This window comes from uncultured Bacteroides sp., assembly GCF_949298305.1.
Classification (GTDB): Bacteria; Bacteroidota; Bacteroidia; order Bacteroidales; family Bacteroidaceae; genus Bacteroides.
On record NZ_CASFWU010000006.1, the window covers coordinates 832 to 20,730 of the forward strand.

A 19,899-nucleotide genomic window follows, 5' to 3' on the forward strand; every position below is an offset into this window, starting at 1 on the left:
TTCCGGAACCTATATTTTTCATATCTCAAAAAAAATAAGTACCTTCGCTAAGCCAAAATGATGAAACTGCGTTCTTTACGGTCGGAGCAGAAAGGATTTCCAAACAACTCCATACAACAGGAATGGGCAACGGATAGGTAGCAATTTTTCTGCTTAACTATTCAAAAAACGGCTTCAAGGCACACATTTACGAATGCGGAATAATGCTACGTATCTCCCTGAAAGCCCAATAGTTTACATTATTCTTCCTAAATCCATCCAAAATCGGGCGAGTTTATTTATATTTGTCCCCATAATCATTCAAAAGACTATGAGAATCCTATTTGTTGTATCCTATATTCTTCTTTTATTACTGACCAGCCACTTGTGCCACGCACAAGAAGGCAGACTGCTGACGGTGGACAAGGAGCTGTCGAGCAGCATGATAAACAGTGTCTACCAGGATAATGAAGGAATCATCTGGATAGCAACCGAAGACGGACTGAACAGATACGACGGAGCCAAATTTACCGTATTCAAGCATGTACCCGGCGAAGAACACTCCTTATTGAACAACTACACACGCACTCTGTTTGAAGACGGTCAGGAGCACTTCCTCATCGGCACATTGAGCGGAATGCAGAACTACGACCGCGACACCGGTATCTTTACAAACATACCGATGATACTGAGCAACGGCAATACCATGGGTGCCAATGTATCCTCCATCATCAAGCGTAAAAGCGGAGAAATACTCATCGGGACGTCCGGACATGGCATCTTCTCCCTGCACATGGAAGGAGATTCCTGCCTGGCCAGACAACTGCCGGACCTTCTTCCGAGTTTCCTCATTGCACAGCTGTACGAAGATACGGACGGTACGCTTTGGGCTATTACCACAGACAAAGGCATTTATCGCATAGATACCGACCACCGGGTCAAGAATTACCCTGACGACGTAATCTGGCCCTCGTGCATCTGCGAAGACAACAAAGGCAACATCTACATAGGAAGCATGAAAAACGGTTTGTACAGATATGACAATGCCCATGACAAATTCATTCGGATTGTCTACCCGCCCCTGCCGGACATGCCCATAAAGACCTTGTTGCCGACCCCCAAAAACGAAATCTATATAGGAACAGACGGGAATGGAATGAAAATCTTCCATATAGACACACAACACATCGGAGAGGGCGACATCAACGTCAACAACTTCAACTTTGACAAGGCCAAGGTACATTCCATTCTGAAAGACCGGCAGGGTAACACTTGGTTAGGCCTGTTCCAGAAAGGAGTGATGATAATCCCGGCCGTCACCAATGGATTCGGATATATCGGATACAAATCATCCAACCACAACGTAATAGGTCCGAGCTGTATCATGTCTGTACATAAGACACACGACGGAACCTTATGGGTAGGTACAGACAACGACGGACTATACGGCATCGCACCCAACAAGACTCTTAAAAAACACTTCACACAAGGCAAAGACGTGGCACACACCGTTTCCTCTACCATCATGAGCATCTATGAGGATACAGACCACAACTTGTGGATTGGTTCCTACCGTGACGGACTGGCCAAATTAGACCCGCAGAACGGCCGTTGTGAATACATCCCGCTACCCGCCTCGGACAGCGAAAATGCACAAAGCATTTACAGCATAACGGAAGACCGGCACAAACGGCTGTGGATAGGTGTCATGGGGTCCGGACTTTACTTCATGGATATACGAACAGGAAAAATTACCAGTATGCCCACTCCCAAAAGCGGACTTGAATATCGGACACAAGGGAATATCCTCCACAACCGCTGGATTAACTGTCTACTGTGTACACGCAATGAGAAACTATACATCGGAACATACGACGGACTGGGATGCCTGGACATTCCGACCATGAACTTTGTTTCTACTTACAACATCAACCGCCTGCTGCCCGGAGAAGTCGTCTATGCACTTTATGAAGACGCAGACGGTGAAATCTGGGTGGGAACCACACAAGGCCTGAAAAGCCTGAATCCAACCACCGGTGACATACGCAGCTATACCATGACAGAAGGGCTGCCCAACAATTCCATCTCCGCCATCAAAGGTGATGCCAACGGCAACTTGTGGATCAGTACAAACTTCGGTCTCTCCCGCTTCAACAAGCAGACGCAAACCTTCGTCAACTTCTACGCAGGCGACGGACTGCAAGGCAACGAATTCAGTAAAGGAGCCGCCTTTGCCGAAGCCAACGGAGAGATAATCTTCGGAGGTACAGGGGGAGTGACTTATTTCAACCCCCAACGAATCTTCAGCTTTAACAAGAACCCTGAAATTCGGATTGCCGGCTTTTACATACATGGCAAACAAGTACGTCTGGGGATGAAGTCTGGCGGAAAAGAGATTGTTACCACCTCTGTGCAAAATGCACGTAAGTTCCACCTTTCTTATAAGGACAATTCGCTCAGCATTGAATTCTCAGCCATGGAGTTCTGCAGCCCAGAACGTATCACCTATTCCTATGCCTTCAACAACAACAATTGGATTAACCTGCAACCAGGAGTCAACCGGGTATCTTTCAGCGACCTGGCTCCCGGAACATACCGCTTCCGCGTAAGGGCCAAAGATTATAACTCCTACTCCGAAATCAAGGAACTGACAATTCTTATCTCACCACCTTGGTATGCTTCCTGGTGGGCAAAAATAGGATACATCCTGATAGCCGGCATCATCATCGGACTGATACTGCAACAAATCCGCCAACGCTACCGGGCACGGCAAAAAATGCTTGAGCACATCCATGCCGAACAGATGAACGAAGCCAAACTTCAGTTCTTTATCAACATCTCTCACGAGATACGCACCCCGATGTCGCTCATCATCAGTCCCCTACAAAAACTGATGTCTACAGATACCAACAGCGAACGCCAGCATACGTACGCCACTATCTACCGCAATGCCGAACGTATTTTGGATTTAGTAAACCAGCTTATGGACATCCGCAAGATTGACAAGGGACAAATGCGTCTGAAGTTTCAGGAGATGGACATGGTGGCATTCATACGCGATTTGTGCTATACCTTCGAATACCAGGCCAACACCAAACACATCGAATTGAAATTTGAGCCGGAGATGAAAGAACTGATGGTATGGATAGACCCTAAAAACTTTGACAAGGTAATCATGAATCTTCTGTCCAATGCCTTTAAATTCACTCCGGAAAATGGACATATCCAAATCAGCCTGAGTACAGGAAATAATCCGGAAGCCTCGGAAAAGGCCTTACGCAAATATGTAGAAATAGTGATTGCAGATGATGGAATCGGCATTGACGAAAAGGAAATGGAACGTATCTTTGACCGTTTTTACCAAATAAGAAACAGCCAGAACAATATCAATACAGGCACAGGCATCGGACTGCATCTAAGCCGTTCGCTGGTAAAACTGCACTATGGCACCATAAAAGCCGCAAACAATCTACAGGGTTCAGGATGTCATTTCACGATACGCCTGCCACTTGGCAAAGGACATCTGACTGCAGACGAAATCGAGGAAAAGGCCACCGAAACGAAAGCTCCGGTGCATATTGCCACAGTCATTCCAGAACAACCGATGGCAGAAGAGGAAGAAAAAATACGTGCCAAAACCAGGCGACGCATCCTGATTGTGGAAGACGATGAAGAAATACGCCGTTATATCAGTCACGAACTGGGCAGAGACTTCTATATCCAGGAATGTGCCAACGGCAAGGAAGCATTAGCCATCATTCTGCAAAAAGCGCCCGATTTGATTATCAGTGACATCATGATGCCGGAAATGGATGGTCTCACCCTCTGCCAGAAAGTCAAGCAAAACATCACCATCAACCACATCCCCATCATCCTGCTAACAGCCAAGAGCCGGGAAGAGGACAATCTGGAAGGACTCAACATGGGAGCCGACGCCTACATCGTCAAGCCTTTCAGCATCGAGATATTGCGCAAGACGGCCATAAACCTTATCAAGAGCCGCGACATGCTGAAAAACACATACAGCGGCAATCAGGAACAGGAAGAAAGGGTACAGAAACTGGAAGCCGAATCTCCGGACGAAAGATTACTGAACCGGGTGATGAAAGTCATCAACGACAACATAGGCAACGTCAACCTGAATGTGGAAATGATTGCAGCAGAAGTGGGCATCAGTCGGGTACACCTCCATCGGAAGCTGAAAGAACTGACCAACCAGTCCACCCGCGACCTGATACGGAACGTACGTCTGAAGCAAGCAGCCTCCTTGTTAGCCGGCAAGCACCACAGCATTACAGAAGTAGCCTCACTGACAGGATTCGCCAACACAGCCTACTTCTCAACTGCTTTCAAGGACTTGTACGGCATATCGCCTACAGCATACATGGAACAAAATTTAGGTTCGAATTCAGAGTCTGAAAAGACGACAGGAGCCGGACCGAAATGAAAAGAAGATGGGAAACTCACACTTCACACCTTTACGTAAGAAAGGATAAAGAACGCAGACAGATTCACGGTTAATCATCAGGCACGGAATTTTCATGAATATGCCAATGTACTCCATTGGATTATCTGTGAAAGTTCCGTGCCTGAATTTAAGATATTGTCAACACCCGCAATCCCGGTTACCAGTCATCTGTCCTGAAAGGAGAAGCCAACAGCCCTTCTTTATTACACAGATTGGCATCCTCCGGATTATTACTCCAAGCATATCTGACGGCCACCGGATGGGCAACCTCCTTGCTGCTTACAACCACTTTACCGTTTCTGATGACAGCATCGGCCCATACAAACTTCCGGTCTTCACCGGCAATGGCAAAGTGAGCCAACTTCTTTCCTTTGCAGACAAGTCCGCCACCTTTTTCCGTAAAAGTCAAAATAATCCGGTTGCCTTCTATTTTCATACTCTCATACCGCGGTCCCGAACTTACGACTTTCTCGCCATACACAATATCTCTGGCTCCCAAGAACAACCGTTGGGCCACAGCTTTCTTGTTCAAAGGATGGATGTCATTCCACTCACCTACATCATACGTCACAGCCAAAGCTGTATGCGGTACTTCTTTAGCCACCTTGAACTGGGCTTCACGAATCCGCGCCCAACCACTGTCAGAAGGCTTCGCGCTTTTCTCCATAAAATTAGGCAATTGCACCAACAAGAACGGAAGCTCCGGTTTGTTCCACAACTCTCTCCAATTCTCAATAAGCGCCTTCAAATAAAATTCATACCGCTGGGGTTGTCCGGCATTACTCTCTCCCTGATACCAGATTGCTCCTTTCACCCGATAGTCACGAAGAGGATAAATCATGCCATTATAGAGTCCCGATCCCGCACTTCGCAGGTTTTTCAGCCGTTCGGTATATTTCCGCACATCGTTCAAGTCCAAACCGACTTTGTATTTCCATTCACCCGTCAGGTTTACTTCCGCAGCGTCACCCACAATCTTATACGGCTTGTCCGCCACAAAACCGCCGTTACCTCCATTGGAAGTTAATTTTACGGCAATCGTATTCTTTCCCTTACACAGCACTCCTGCCGGTATCTGATACTTTCGCGGCGGATAAGTATAGGAAGTCGTACCGACAAAAGTTCCGTTTACAAAGACTGAATCGCTGTCTATCAGAGTTCCCATGTAAAGTTTGGCATGTCTTCCCACCATTGCATCCGGCAGTACAAAGTCTTTTCGATACCAGACAACCCCACGGGCACGGATGCTATTTTCTCTCCATTGCCCCGGAACCACCGTCGTTTGCCAGTCGGAGTCATCCCAATCCTTCAAGTTCCATTGGCCGACACCTTTGTCACGTTTTGCCAAGGCCATGCTGTCCAAAGCATTCTTATCCAACAACAAATCCGGGAACGACTTCAAATGTTCCTGACTAATCCAGCTTTCTATGGCCGAACCGCCCAGACTGGAGACCAGCATACCTACCGGGACTTGATATTTATTGTATGCCTCCTGTGCAAAGAAATAAGCCAAAGCCGTCCAGTTCATCACATCAGATGCTATGCCGGAATGCCACCCGGCCGATCCTGCGATTTCATCCTTCACTTCCTCCACAGAATTTTGTGTCGGAACCTTGTAATGGCGGATCATGTGATTGTTTGACACATTAATCTCTGGAAACATATCAGTCAGCCGGCTGATAGGAGTCTCTTGATTGGATTGCCCGGAACAAAGCCAGACATCTCCTACCAAAATATCTCTTATCACGATTTCATTGACCTCCATTATAAAAGGTCCACCCGCCTTCTGCGCAGGCAAGAGCACCGACCATTTACCGTCCTGACCGGCTTCCGTCTCGTAGTAAGCGCCACGAAAACGCACAGTGACCTTTTCGTCCGGAGAGGACCAGCCCCAAATTTTCAATTCCGTATCACGCTGCAATACCATACGGTCACTAATCAATCGGGGAAGACGGACCTTGGCTGCCAAAGGTTCCAGCAGCAATATCATCATTCCAAACATGAATAGCAACCGCAAACAACAATACACATTTTTCTTCATTTCTTCCTCAACTTTAAAAACCATCATTCATCCATAGATATCCGCAAAATGACATTTATAAATGGGCTACAAACTGAGGGCCCTGAGATACAGCAGAAGACTGTCTTTTCTTCAATGGCCCGCAACTTGTAGCCCAGTATAAAAGAAAGTAGCCTAATGAAAGCACACCCTTCTTTTACTCTTATTGATTTGCGCGTCTTACCTCATAAACTTTTCCAGCTTCGGTCTGTATGTCGTACTCATACGTACGATACAATACAGGCTGCTGCGGAGATTGAAGTTCTTTGGAAACTACCGGTCCACTCGTCAAAACAGCCGGAGCATAAAGCATGTTAGGACAGGGTCCTTCGGCAGGCTTCAAGCCTTCACCTTCCAGCGGCACATACGAACGGATGCGCAGCACGCCGCCAATACGCGAAGTGATGCTGGCGTGATTCAACTGTGCACCATCCCACTTCATGTCCACCACGAAACCGCCACGGGCCACCAGGCCTTTCACCTCTCCCTTTGCCCAGGCTTCAGGCAGGGCAGGCAGCAAGTGCACTGCTCCGTCATGGCTTTGCAGCAACATTTCGGCCACACCGGCTGTATAGCCGAAGTTACCGTCAATCTGGAAAGGCGGATGGGCATCGAACAAGTTCGGATAAGTGCGTCCATCGGGATATTCCCGCACACGGTCATCACCCGGCAGCAGGCGGAGCATGTTGCGGATGATGTTGTATGCGTGATTGCCATCGAGCATACGTGCCCAGAAATTAATCTTCCAGCCAATGCTCCAACCCGTAGCCATGTCACCACGCTGCAACAACGTATTGCGGGCAGCCTGGAACAGTAGCGGAGTCTGCGACGGGGTTATCTGATTGCTGGGATAAAGGCCGTAGAGGTGGGAAATGTGGCGATGTTCGTCTTTGGGGTCGTCAGCATCCACCAGCCATTCCTGCAACTGGTTGTACCGTCCTATCTGCATGGGGGGCAGCTTGACGAGCGCCTGTTCCAGCGAATCGGAATAGGCTTTGCCGTCCGTGCCGGGATTCAGCACACGGGTGGCCAGCATGGTATTGTACAAGGCATCGAAGGCAATCTGGTTGTCCATGGTACAACCGGCCGTAATGGTGGTTCCTGTGCCAAAATAGCCGTGCTCGGGCGACATGGAAGGTACTGTCACCAGCCAGCCGAACTTGGGATGCTTCACCAGATGGCTGAGATAGAAATCGGCCGTTCCCTTCAGCACGGGATAGTATTGTTGCAGGAAATCACGGTCACCTGTGAAGAGATAATGCTGCCAGATGTGCTGAGCCAACCAGGCACCGCCATTGGGCCACATGCCGTAAAAGGCACCGTCCACCGGACCGCAAGCCCGCCAGATGTCGGTATTGTGATGCGTCACCCAGCCCTTGGCACCATAGAGTGTCTTGGCTGTTTCCTGCCCGCTCACAGCCAGTTCGGTCAACATACGGAAGAGCGGTTCGTGGGTTTCGCTCAGATTGGTCACCTCAGCCGGCCAATAATTCATTTCCGCATTGATATTGACCGTATACTTGCTGTCCCAGGGTGCATTCATGCTCTGGTTCCAGATGCCCTGCAGATTGGCCGGCTGTCCACCCGGCTGGGAAGAAGAAATCAGCAGATAGCGGCCATATTGGAAAAGCAATGCCACCAGATTCTGGTCGTCACTATTGTTGAAGTTGCGGACACGTTCATCGGTTTCGGCCTTCGAAGCAGCCGTTGCCGGCAACGAAAGAGACACACGGCCAAACTGCTCCTGATAAGCAGCCTCATGAGTTGCCAACGCATTGGCATACGGCACTTTGACCGCTTTCTTCAAAGCATCCGCAGCCCGCTTGGAAGCATTGCCGCTCACATCCCGGAAATTGACGAAGTTGGTAGCTGCCGAAATATACAAGGTAGCCTCCGTGGCATTCTGTACAGCCAGTTGCTCTCCTTCCTTCTTCAGTTTACCGTCGGTCTTCACCTGAATCTGGCATTCGGCATTCAGAGCCGCCGGAATACCTTCCTGTTCCACCCCTTTGCAACGCATCACCAGCTTGTTTCCCTTGACCGCCACATCCGATTCCAACGGACATTGATAGCCCAACGAGAAGTTCAAAGCCTTCTCTTGGTCGGCCTCCACGTGCAGGATGATGACATTGTCCGCAAATGAAGAGAAAGCCGTGCGCTTGTAAGTCACGCCATCCACTTCATAACGCACCGTAGCGGTGGCGTTCTCCAGATTGAGGTCGCGGTAGTAGTTAACCGGCTGTTCATGCCCCGGGAAGTTCAGGAACAGACTGCCCAAAGTCAGGTAGCGCATTCCATTCTGGGGAGTATTGAAGTTTTCGTCTATCAGTTTCTGGGCTTCACGATACTTGTTCTGAAAGATAAGTTCACGGATTTGAGGCAACGCCTTGAGTCCGTTGGGATTGTTATTGTTATAGGGGCCTCCTGCCCAAAAAGTCTCTTCGTTCAGTTGCAGTTCCTCACGGCCGGTACCCCCATACACCATAGCACCCAGACGGGAGTTTCCCAACGGAAGAGCTTCCGTCCAACTTTGTGCAGGGTGGGTGTACCACAACTTCATCCGCTGCACGGCCTGCTCGTCGCGCAACATGTCATAGCCCAACAGTTCCAACATTTTGGCGGCATATCTTGCACCCAAAATGCGGTAGCCTTCGGCCGTGAAATGCAAGTTGTCCTGTCCGGCCGGACAGCCAGACGAAGGAATGACGTGTGCCGTGGGAATGACCTGGGGAAGCGTGTTGATAATTTCATTCATGCTTGCACATACGCCTTTCTGATCGGCATTTACCACCTCGCCCGATAGCAGAGGAACGTCTTCGGCCTTCAGGTTCAGGTCTGCCAGCAGGTTCTCATACACGCCTTTCACCTTCTGCGGCCATTCCTTATCGCCCGTGTTCGACTCTCCCTGATGCAGCAGGATACCCTTGATGACTCCCTGCTTCTGTGCCTGACGCGCCAGGTCCACCAACCAGCCGTAAGGATTGTTATCGTAAGCCTTGACGGTATTCTTCAACCAGTCTGGCTGGGAAGCGATGTGTTCCTTGTAATTCTCCTTGTCGAACAGTTCTATCCGACAACCGCCCACAGCCACATTGATGACTCCGACCCGGATGCGGGAAGGCAGATTGGCCACCATCGTACGGCCAAAGTAGTCGGCAGGTGTCAGGCCGGTATTGCAACGCGCCAACGGCGGAACAGCTGTGTACCATTGACCCTTGACCCTACCCTTTTCAGGACAATCAACAGCCGCCATCATCAGGAAACGGCTGTCAACATTGCAAGTGTCCTGCGGTTCTATTTTCGCGTTACCTTCCATGTTGGACTGCCCCAAGCAGAGGTAGATATGGAAGTCTTTGTCTTGTGCAGACATGGCAATGCCCACCAGCAGCAGGCATGCCAATAAAAAACTCTTTTTCATGGCATACTTCATAAAAGGAAAATGAAGAACGGAGCATTAACTCTCCATTCCTCATTTTCAGTTATCAATTCTGTTTAAACATTCTCGTCACAAACGGCAGGCACTGGTAGAGCGCCGAGTGCCAATACTCCCAATCATGGCCACCGTCGCGCACACGGAACTGGCAGGGAATGCCGGCACGGCGCATGGCCTGGAAAAATTCGATATTACGGTCCAGCAGGAAATCATCGTCGCCGCAGTCCACATACCAGGCTACTGTACGCAGCTGCGCCTTGCGGGCCTCGTCGGCCTGGGCTACATAGTCCACACAACTGTTCTCGATGACAGAACGTGTCAGGATGGCCAGCTTGCCGTTGGGGTCGTCAAAGCGGGCAGCTCCCTGTTCGGGGATGCTCATCAGGGCACTCATGGCGTAAACGGCACAGAACATGTCCGTGTGACGCTGTCCGTAGCACGTTGCGCCACCGCCGCCCATTGACAGTCCGGCTACGGCACGATGCTGCTTGTCGCCTATCACGCGGTATTTCTTCTCGATAAAGGGCAGGAACTCGGTATAGAAAAAAGTCTCGTACTTCCAGCCGGGCATGTCGAAGTAACCGTTCTGGTAAACGTTCGGGTCGCCACCGCCGGCATCGGGACTGACAATAATCATTTCGCAAGCCTCACCGCTGGCCGTCAGACGGTCCATCACGTCTTTCACGTGTCCGCGCGAAGTCCACACGGAATTGTTCTCCCACATGCCATGCAGCAGATAGAGTATCGGATATTGCCGGTTTTTGTCCACATCAAAACTCTGCGGCAGAAAAATAGTATAGGCGCGTTTGGCATTCAGCACCTTACTCTCAATGGTGTCTGTCAGGACACGACTTTGCGGAAATCCCTGTGCAGCAAGCTGACACGCCGCACAGAAAACTCCCAAAAACAAAATCAATAATTTCTTCATAGGTCTTATCAATTAAAAATTAAAAGTTAAAAGTCAAAGGCTAAAAGAAGAGGAGATTAACGTTCTGTGTCTTCCATACTCCGTTTCTGAAAGTTCTCCGTTCTCCTCCCACTTCCAATTGTCAGCTTTTAACTTCCAATGTTTTCAATTCTCCATTATCACAGCTCCGCCATTGTTGGGAATCACCAACTGTACTTCCTGTTTCTTGTTGATACGAACCGTCTTCACACCACCTTCCAGGTTCTTGTCATCGCTGTATAAGCTGACTTCCCTGTCGGGGGCCAACATGGGCAGCTTCACCTTCACCTTCAGCGTCTCGGCTTGGGCATTGACAGCAGCCACGTACCATTTGTCGGCGTGACGGCGGGCCAGGATGACATAACGTCCCGGATAGCCGTCGATGAACTTCACCTCGTCCCAGGTAGTGGGCACCTGCTTCATGAACTCAACAGCCCACTGCGGAGCATCCGTCAGGTTGTTGGGAGCCATGGCAAAGTGCTGCACGGGGCTCTGGAACAGGACAGCCGTAGCCAAGGCAAACACATCGGAAGTGACACGGTGGCTGCCCCGCGGTTCGTTCTTCAGGTTATAGTAATGGTTCAGCGTACTGCCACCGAAGTCCATGCTACCCACCGTGTTGCGGATGAACGGATGCAGACAAGCGTTGAAAGCCTCGGCATCGCAACTCTTCTGCGAGAAGTTCATGTTCTCACTGGCCAGCACCGCCTCGCAAGCGACGAAGTTGGGATACATGCGTTCCCAGCCACGCGGCAGCGTACAGCCGTGGAAGATGACCAGCAGTCCGTAGTCGTTGGCGTCGGCCAGTACGTCTTCATAGAACTTCATGCCCAGCTGCTTGTCGCTGCCGATGAAATCCACCTTGATGCCGCGGATGCCGATGCTCTTCATCCACTTCATCTCCTTGCGGCGGCTGATGGTGTTGTGCATGATGCCGCGCGGACTCTGCGGAGCATCGTTCCAATAGCCGTTGGAGTTGTACCAGAGATAAAGGGCCACGCCCTTGCCGGCTGCGTAACGGGCCAGTTCGGCAATCTTGTCACGCCCCACCTGTGTATCCCACAGGGCATCGACCAATACCGACTGGTAGCCCATGGCGGCGCTGAAGTCAATGTAACGTTTCTGCTCGTCATAGTTCATGCTGGCATCTCCGCCGATAATCCAGCTCCAGGTACCTGCACCGTACTGATAGGTCTGCGAAGGTTCGTAAAGCGGCTTCACCACGTCGAAGGCCACCGTGGTCTCCACGATAGGAGCCAGCGTGGTTCCCAGCGTAATGGTACGCCACGGCGTCTCGCCCGGCAGAGCGATGCCCGGAGCGGCCGTACCGTTGCCGTTAAATTCCCGCTGGTCGGGATAGCCGATGGCGTAGTGCCCGCCTTCCTTGCCCAGCAGACGGCTGGCGCAATAGTCGCTGCTGACGCCCGTCTCGGAAATCAGGACCCAACCCTTGTCGCCGTTGCGGAACAGACAGGGGAACGTGTATCCCTGTCCCCAGCCGTTCTTGCCTACGGGTTCGTCTACCGTATACGGGGTCTCATAGCTGGGATAAGTGCGTGCAAAGCCGCCCATCGGCTCCACCTGCGGACAGAGGAAAGAAGTGCTGCCCTGGGGCAGTACAAAGCCCGTAGCTTCCTCTTCCACCACGCAACAGAGGGTAGCCCCCTGCGGATACATCCGGTACTTGAAAGCGATGTCATTGTCGCTCACCTGAAACACTACGTCATAGATTTTCTTTCCGTTCTGGAAAAAGGTAAAAGTCTGCGCATTGGCCTGATAGCGAATGTGGCTTTCCTTCACAGTGGCCAGCTGATAGGACTCATCAATGGGCGAAACAGAAGAACGTTCCTCCAACACCATCTGGCGGGTAAAGTCGCCGATGTTGGTTTTCAGACCCAACGCCGAGGGCTCCAGAAAGACCACTCCGTCATAAGTTACCGAATAAGTGGGAATACCGTTTTCGGCCGATACCGAAACGGCCAGACGTCCATCAGGACTTTTCAAGGGTTGTTCCTCGGCGCCGACCTTCAGGAAGGCACCCAAAACTGCGAATAAAAATAGTAATTTTCTCATGATTGTATCATAAATTTTAGATGTGTCAGCAGGCTTTTCAGAACTTACCCACAAAGATAGCAGGAATCAAGGGTTCAAGCAAGCCCGCCCCACCCCATTATGTCAGGTGAAATACTGTCTGTTATTTCTTGAACTCCCACCAATCGAAGTTGAACAACTGGCAGCCCTTCCGGCCTTTGAAAACGAAGAAAACATCGTGAATACCCGTAACGGGGGCTGTCACTTTGGTTTCCAACGTCTTCCATTCTTCCCAACCTCCGGTATGGGGCACTTTCAGCTCGGCCACCAACGGACCGCCAATGCTGTCCGTATGCACCTCCAACGTGCCACCGCGCAGGGCACTGGCCACCGTGGCGCCGAATCCTGCGGGAGACTGCTGTCCGAAGTCCACTTCGCGCACCTTGATGTAGTCTCCGTCGTGGGCGTCAGAGATATAGATGCCGGTTTTGGCGTTCGGCTCCGACTTCAGCCCCTCGCAGAAGGCGATGGTCTCGGCTTCCACCCGCCGGTAAGGATTCAAAGTGCCAATCGGCTTCACGCCCTCCTTCGTGGCATTGATGACGGGAAACGTTCCGTCCGGATTGTAGGCGAACTGCTCTACCGCCACGCTGCGGCCGAAACCGCCGCCGCCCGGCAGCTTGCCCGTATGATAGAAGAAGTAGGAATTGCCCTTGTAGTCAATCACACCGCAGTGATTGGTGAACGAACCGGTGTCCTGCAGGGGCATAATCTCGCCCATGTACTTCCAGGGGCCGAGCGGGCCGTCGCTCATGGAGTAGGCAATGTGTTCGGGCACTCCGCCTGCCGCGTAGAGCAGGTAATACTTGCCGCCGCGCTTGTAGAACCACGGACCTTCTGTGTACACGTCCTTGTACTTCGTGCCCTTCACACGTTTTTCGGGGTTGGGAGCGCCGAAGCTCTCCTCGGTCTGTTCCAGCTTGCCCACTTCGCCCTTCAGCGAAATCATGTCATCGTTCAGCTTGGCATAATAGATGTTGGGGTTGCCCCAGTAGAGATAGGCTTGCCCGTCGTCATCAATGAACACCGTGGGGTCGATGTAGTCCCAGCTGCCGTCGCAGAGGGGTTTGCCGATGGCATCCTTGAACGGGCCGAGCGGCGAATCGCCCACTGCCACACCGATGGCCATGGCGTTGGACAGTTTGGAATGCAGGCAGACGTACCAATAGAACTTGCCGTTGCGCTCGATGCACTGTGCGGCCCAGGCGCGGTCGTCGGCCCACTCAAACGACTCGATAGCGAGCGGAGAGCCGTGGTCGGTCCAGTTCACCATGTCGCGGGTAGAATAGACGCGCCACTCCTGCATCCAGAAGAAGTCGGCCTTGTCCTCGTCGTGGCCGGTATAGACGTAAAGCGTACCGTCGTGCTCCATGGGAGCCGGGTCGGTCGTAAACCAGGTTTGTACAATGGGGTTCTGCGCATTCAGGTTGAAACTCAGCGCAGAGGTCAGCAGGCAAGCTGCCAGAGTAAGTGGATGTTTCATGGTTTTCAAGTTTATTTCAATTTTCAACTAAGTTTTGATGCAAATGACAGACAGGGCAATGACGATGACTCCGAAGAAGCCCCATCCACCGGCACACCGGAACGCATTAGGGGACGGCCACTTCCCAACGGAACACGGTGCCGTCCTTGCGGTCGGGCACGGTGCCCGGCCAGTCGGCCGAATAAGGTTCGCCCGTGTCGGGGGCAGCTCCCACGTAGCGCTGGGTTTTCAGCGAGAGCAGCATACACTGGCCGTAGAGCATGTCCTGCCACTGGAAGAGACTGCCTTCCGTTTCGTTTCTGGTCAGGCGGACATCGGCCGAAAGCCCGGCGCCCACCACCGTCACGAAGCCGGTGCCGTTCAGGGCTTCCAGCGCCACCCGTCCCTGACCGCGGTCGTGAACGCGGAAGCGGCAACCATCGCCATCATAGTCGCGGCTACCCTTTCCGGCGGCATGCAACATGCCGTGCGGATTGGCCCAGGCGCGGTTTCCGTTGCCCAGATTGGTCAGCGTGATGACCTTCCCCAACGGGAGGTTGCCCGAACGGTCGGCCATAGGCTCTTCCACGCTGAAGTTGTCAAACTCGGCATAGCCGCCTTTCTTCCCTTTCGTATTGTAGGCAAACAGCGCATAGCGTGTACCCTGGAAAGTCTTCAGCTGATAGGGCATCAGGACGTCACCGCCTATTTCGGTAAACTCCTTGCCGTCCAGGCTGTAGCTGAAACGGGCAGAGTCGGCGTCAAAGTCGCCACGGATGCGCAGATAGACTTTCTTCGCCTTGCCGGACCATGCGCCGCCCTCCAGGGAGACGTCCTCGGTCTTGTCCCCTTCCTGCATGCGGAAGCGCAGAGCCAGATTCTTGCCGTCGCAGACCATGCCCAGCCAGGCATACGGCATGTTCAGCAGGCCCAGGCCGGCGGCGTCACCGTCCTTCAGGCGGGAGCAGTCCAGCTCCACCGTAGCCACGGACACCGGCCCGATGCCCCGCTGGGTCAACGTATTCCGGGCCCAGAGGAAGTCCTTGGCGGGCAACGTATGCAAGCGCAGCCTGCCCTTGGCCAGCGCCCACTTGCCGGCCACGGGTTCGTGGTTCCACTGCCACACGGGCAGCAGTTCCTTGCCGTCGAAGCCGTCGCTGCGCTGATAGGGCGCGTGAGGCTCCACCTTGGCAGCCACATTGGGCTTCACCCACGTGCGGGGCGAGCGTCCCAGGTTGCCGGGCAGGCCGAAGTAGGGCCATCCGTCCACCCACGTGACGGGCGACAGGCAGGTGGTGCGGCCCACCGAGCGGAAGTCGGTCATGGAAAAGCCCCACCACTCGCCGTTGGGCAGGTCTACGATGCCGCCCTGGTGCAGGGGGACGGCAGCCAGGTAGTTTCCTTCGGGATGGGAGATGTCGAACCGGAACCCGTCTTCGGGCACCGGCCGGCCCAGACCCACATTGTTCACCGAGTGGGAGCGCATGGTGCCGAAGGTTTCCTTGGCACTGATGGTCACCGTCTCGTAAGGGCCTTCGGGACGGTCGGCACGCGCGCACTGCATGCGGCCCACGGGCGAATAGTTGGCGCTGATGATGTAATACTTACCATTGATTTTATAGAAGTGATGCCCCTCGCCCATGGCGTTGCCGGCGGGGATGATGAGGCGTTCGCTGCCCTCGACATAGCCGCTGAAGTCGGGCTTGATTTCTATCAGATGAACCTCGTCGTACTTGTAGACGGCATAAATCTTGCCGTTGTCGTCAAACAGCACGGAGAGGTCGTAGATGTTGCCCCCCATATTGATGTGCTTCCACGGCCCGGCCGGATTTTCGGCTATGAAGACCTGCATGCCGTGGCCGTTGATGTTTGAGAAAATGTAGAACTTGCCCTCGTGATAGCGGATGCAGGGGGCCCAGATGCCCTGTCCGTAGGCCTCCTGTCCGTTTTCCAGGCGGAACTCGTCGCCCATGTCCAGCTTGTCGAAACAGTAGCTGAGGAAGCGCCAGTTCACCAGGTCCTTGGAGTGGAGCACCACCAGTCCCGGCATGGCGTGCATGGTTGTCCCCGCCAGGTAGAAGTCCTCGCCCACACGAATCATGTCCGGGTCGGAAAACTCGTCGTAAAACAGCGGATTGGTGTAGGTGCCGTTGCCGTTGTCGGCCGTCCAGGAAGCGGCGGACGGGGTTGCGGCACTCTGTGCAAGCAAGGCCGCACAGCTCAGAAGAAAAAGAAAGGCGGACAGGAGTGTTCTCATATATTTCCCAATTTACATAAACTCCTACAAAGGAAAACATCTTCTGCCAATCTGCCCAAAAAGTATGTTACAAATATATTTGCTGACGTTACACCACCCTATAAACAGGTGATACTGGGGCCTCCAGCCCCCTGTATCCGAGGCATCCGCATTTCGTTTGGCGGATGCTTGCATGGTGTTTGCACCGTGCTTGCATGGTCCGCAGACCGTGCTTGCATTGCCGACGGACCATGCAAGCATCCTTCAGAAGCCATGCAAGCATCTTCCGTACGAGGGTCATGCCGCACAGGCGAGGGCGCTTTATACGACTTTTCCAGAATAGCAGAAAGTGGAGCAAGGAGTACAGGAAATGCCACTGCGGCCCCCGGCCTGACTCAGACGGTCCAGGAGAGGATGACGGCTCAAGCTGCCCCCTCGGGCAGGTCTCCATCAACGGTGGGTCCGTCTGCTTCGCGACAGGGCTTTCCCCCCGATTGCACACACAGGCAGGCGACCGGAAAAAGAAACGGGCTGCAGGCTGCAGGCGGTGCCTGCCCCCCTCAGGGAGAGGCACCGGTCTTGGCAGCTTGCAGCCCGTTGTCCACAGCCAGCGGTCTGTTACTTCGCGGCGGGCTTTACCAGGCGGATGTAGAAGACGCCACCGGCAACCGTACCCGGCCGGCTGCGGAAGGTGACGGTGACAGACTGCTTGCCTTCCAGCATATCGGCCGGAATGGGATACTCTACATTCACCAGTTCCTGCTTGTTCCACTTGCCTACCAGGTTCTCCTCGGCCAGCTGGCGGCCGTCTATCAGGATGTCGAAAGTGCGGTCGGCCGTCTCGTTGCCCCAATAGCGCACCATCAGGGTGAGCTGCTTCTCGCCTCCGGTCAGCATGTTGTACTGGAAATATCCGCCGTCGCGGGCATCGCGCCAGGGCTCGCCTTCGAAGACTCCGGTATTCGACTTTTCGTACTTCAGCTGATGGTCTACCTCGGGCTGCTGCTCGGCCGTGGCCACAGCGTCTACCGTGCGGCGGTCCAAATCCAGCTTGCGTTCTTCGGCCTCACGGGCAGCCTGCTGGTAGTCGGCATACTCCTGGTCGGTCATGGAGAGCCAGTACATCATGTAGCGGCAGTCGTGCAGGCGGAAGAAAGGCTCCAGCTGCAAGTCCTTGTAGCGTTCGGTAAAGAGTCCCGGCACCGTATAGCAGAGCGGTTTGCCCTCTACGGGCTGCATGGCCTCCAGCTTGGCCTGTATGGTCTGACGGTCGCCGATGATGAACGGCGTATCGAAGATGGACACCAGCGGACCGTGGGCAATGTGTGCCCAGCGTCCGTCGTCGGCAATCAGTCCGTCCAGATGGTCGGTACCCATGTTGGCTCCCAGCAAAATGGGACCGCGCATGATGGCAATGTAGTTGGGCACATTGGGCAGTTCCTCCACCGTCACCTTCATGGGGAGGGTGATGTCAATGACGTCGCCGTCCTTCCACTTGCGCTCCACAGCCACGTAGCTGGAAGGCTGCGTGCCGGCAGCATAGTCGGTGCCCTTGCACTCCACTTTCATCTTTCCTGTTTCGCTCCACCAGGGATGGCGTATCAGCAGGCGGGCTTTCACGGGTTTCTTCACGTGGACGGTCAGGCGGACGGTCTCGGCATCGGGAAAGGAGGTTTCCTGCGTCAGGGTCAGTCCCTTCTCCTTCCATTGCAGCTCGGAAGCCACAAACAAGTTGATGTAGAGGTTGTCTCCGTCGTAACTGTAGATGAACTCGCCGTACTTGCCGTGGTTCTCCATGCCGGTACCCACGCAGCACCACATGGCGCTGTTGGGCGCGGAGTAGACACGGTAATGGGCCGGACGGGCGGAGGTGAAGTAGACGTAGCCTCCGTGTTCGGGGTGTTGGGTGGAGAGGATATGGTTGAACATGGCACGCTCGTAGAAGTCGGCATAGCGGGCTTCGGGCGTCATGCGGAAGAGTCCTTCGGTCAGTTTCAGCATGTTGTTGGTATTGCAGGATTCAGGTCCCTCGCGGTCTTCCACGTAGCTCTTGCAGTCGGCGGCGGCGGCAAAATGCTCGCGGCGGCTGTTTCCGCCGATGGCCAGAGAGCGGTTGTTAACCACCGTCGTCCAGAAGAATTCCGCAGCGGTCTGATAGGTCTTGGCATCAGCCTCCTGTCCGGCCAGTCTGCTGAGTTCGGCAATGCGCTGGTAGCCCACCACCTTGGGCACCTGCGTATTGGCGTGCTTGTTGTCCAGGTTGTCCACACCGGCCGCCATGCTGTCCAGCAGCCAGTGGTGCGAGAACCGCTTGGCGGCATCCAGATACTTCAGGTCGCCCGTCATCTGGTAGGCATCGGCATAAACTTCGTCCATGCCGCCGAACTCGTTGCCCAGCATTTCTTCCATTTGCTGGTCGGAGAGCGGTGCAATGATGGTCAGTCCCCAGTCGCACAGGTCGAGGAACATCTGGCGGGCCTCTTCGCTGCCGCCGTACGACCAGGCGTCGCGAAGGCCGGCGTATGTCTTGTGCATGTTATACCAGGGCACCCAGTACTTCCAGACAATGCCTACGTTCCCCTTCTTGATTTCGTTCCAGGCGGTCATGCCGTTGGGCACACCACCTACGTATCCGTTGCCATGCTTCTGTTGGCAGCGTTTCAGTTCCGCAATCATGTAGTCCATGCGCCGCTTGCACTCCTCGTTTCCCGTAGCCGCGTAGTGGATGGCCAGTGCCGAAAGATAATGTCCGCCCACATGTCCGTCCAGGTCGGCCCAGTTTGAAAAGCTTTCGCCTTTGGGAGTCAGCCCGGCTTCCTTCAAGAAAGGCGCCAGCAAACGGTCTACGTCGTATTGCAGCAATACATTCACATTCAAATCACACGCCCGCTTGAAAGGGCCGTCCAGCAGTTTCACCTGTCCCAAAGGAAAAGTGTTGGTGTACAGCCGGTCCTGTGCCGAAGCGCCTCCAGCAAAGAGCGCCGCACAAAAGGCTGCCGCTAATAATGTTTTTCTGTTCATCAGTATTTCAACTATTGGTTTATTCCTTAATCATATTTCTTGCCCCTATACCCATAAGCCTCCGTGCTGCCCTCTCCACACTAAAACAAGGCAGGGAACAAGCCTGTAGACCGCATGGAGGAAACGCCATACCACACCGGAACCCGCCCCAACAACAAAAACGCCGAAACAAGAAACAGTCCGACAGTCCCAGCCCCCATCATC

8 protein-coding genes are annotated in these 19,899 nt (G+C 53.4%); 1 reads left to right on the forward strand and 7 read right to left on the reverse strand.

Translation table 11 applies throughout. The features are described from left to right. Positions 1–310 precede the first annotated feature (310 nt). Complete coding sequence (locus tag Q1Y74_RS01330; protein WP_300811898.1) at positions 311–4,426, forward strand: two-component regulator propeller domain-containing protein; 4,116 nt, start codon at positions 311–313, stop codon at positions 4,424–4,426. 178 nt (positions 4,427–4,604) lie between these two features. On the opposite strand, the gene Q1Y74_RS01335 is transcribed toward Q1Y74_RS01330, so the two are convergent. From Q1Y74_RS01335 to Q1Y74_RS01365, 7 genes are all read right to left on the reverse strand, one after another. Continuing rightward, positions 4,605–6,449 carry a sialate O-acetylesterase gene (locus tag Q1Y74_RS01335; RefSeq protein ID WP_300811963.1) on the reverse strand — a complete coding sequence of 615 codons (1,845 nt, stop codon included), beginning with the start codon at positions 6,447–6,449 and terminating at the stop codon, positions 4,605–4,607. Positions 6,450–6,669: 220 nt separating this feature from the next. Then, complete coding sequence (locus Q1Y74_RS01340) at positions 6,670–9,924, reverse strand: glycoside hydrolase N-terminal domain-containing protein (protein WP_300811899.1); 3,255 nt, start codon at positions 9,922–9,924, stop codon at positions 6,670–6,672. A 64-nt stretch (positions 9,925–9,988) separates the two neighbouring features. Beyond that, positions 9,989–10,867, reverse strand: a complete 879-nt coding sequence (locus Q1Y74_RS01345) for an alpha/beta hydrolase-fold protein (protein WP_300811900.1) — start codon at positions 10,865–10,867, stop codon at positions 9,989–9,991. A 144-nt stretch (positions 10,868–11,011) separates the two neighbouring features. Next, a complete protein-coding gene (locus Q1Y74_RS01350; protein WP_300811901.1) occupies positions 11,012–12,958 on the reverse strand; it encodes a glycoside hydrolase family 97 protein in 1,947 nt (648 codons plus the stop codon). A 121-nt stretch (positions 12,959–13,079) separates the two neighbouring features. After that, entirely contained in the window at positions 13,080–14,459 is a 1,380-nt protein-coding gene (locus tag Q1Y74_RS01355; RefSeq protein ID WP_300811902.1) for a glycoside hydrolase family 43 protein, read from the reverse strand. Positions 14,460–14,565: 106 nt separating this feature from the next. Then, positions 14,566–16,695 (reverse strand): glycoside hydrolase 43 family protein, encoded by a 2,130-nt coding sequence (locus Q1Y74_RS01360; RefSeq protein ID WP_300811903.1) that lies wholly within the window; start codon positions 16,693–16,695, stop codon positions 14,566–14,568. A gap of 597 nt (positions 16,696–17,292) precedes the next feature. Next, the gene (locus tag Q1Y74_RS01365; RefSeq protein WP_300811904.1) at positions 17,293–19,695 is read right to left on the reverse strand and encodes a beta-L-arabinofuranosidase domain-containing protein; all 2,403 of its coding nucleotides are present in this window, start codon (positions 19,693–19,695) and stop codon (positions 17,293–17,295) included. Positions 19,696–19,899: the final 204 nt, after the last annotated feature.